General features: G+C 34.8%; 1 protein-coding gene. It reads right to left on the bottom strand.

What is annotated here, in order from left to right; genetic code table 11:
• The coding region (locus LRP81_RS23160; RefSeq protein WP_317987119.1) for an HTH domain-containing protein at positions 1 to 424 on the bottom strand (424 nt) is incomplete at its 3' end.
• Positions 425 to 514 lie beyond the last annotated feature (90 nt).

Here is a 514-nt window from a genome sequence, read left to right as displayed (position 1 = left end):
GTTTTTTCTTCAGCGCCTGCCTCTCGAGAACTTCTAGCTTTTTTAAGAAATCATTTTCTGCCTCCAAATACTTAATTCTAGCTTCTGCCTTTCTTAGTTTCTCTTCCGCTGAAAGGTTTTTACTAGTTGGACGGCCAGTACTTGCTTTTCCTCTTCTTTCCGATTGAAAACCAACTTCTCCAAACTGTTCAAAAGTCTTTCTCCAACGTCTTAACGAACTTTTTGGTTGTTCCTTGCCTATAACGTCTAAATTAAATCCACCTTCCATAAATATTTGTGAAGGTGTCTTGCCGAGATTATATTCCTGTACTGCCTTAAGTTTAAAGGATGGAGAATAGGAAATAGATCTATCGGAAGCATAAATAATATTAGGATTTTTCTCAAGTTCTTTAATCTGGTGTTCTGTAAAATGATTTCTACTCATGAATGATTACTCCGTTCTAATAATTAATTTAATTATAAACGGGTTATCTAGTTATAGACATAGAAAAACCCGAATAAGGGGCACTTTTTT

This window comes from Sutcliffiella rhizosphaerae, from assembly GCF_917563925.1.
Taxonomy (GTDB): Bacteria; Bacillota; Bacilli; order Bacillales; family Bacillaceae_I; genus Sutcliffiella_A; species Sutcliffiella_A rhizosphaerae.
The sequence above is the reverse complement of the archived record's forward strand: the minus strand, read 5'-3'. Positions and strand labels throughout refer to the sequence as shown.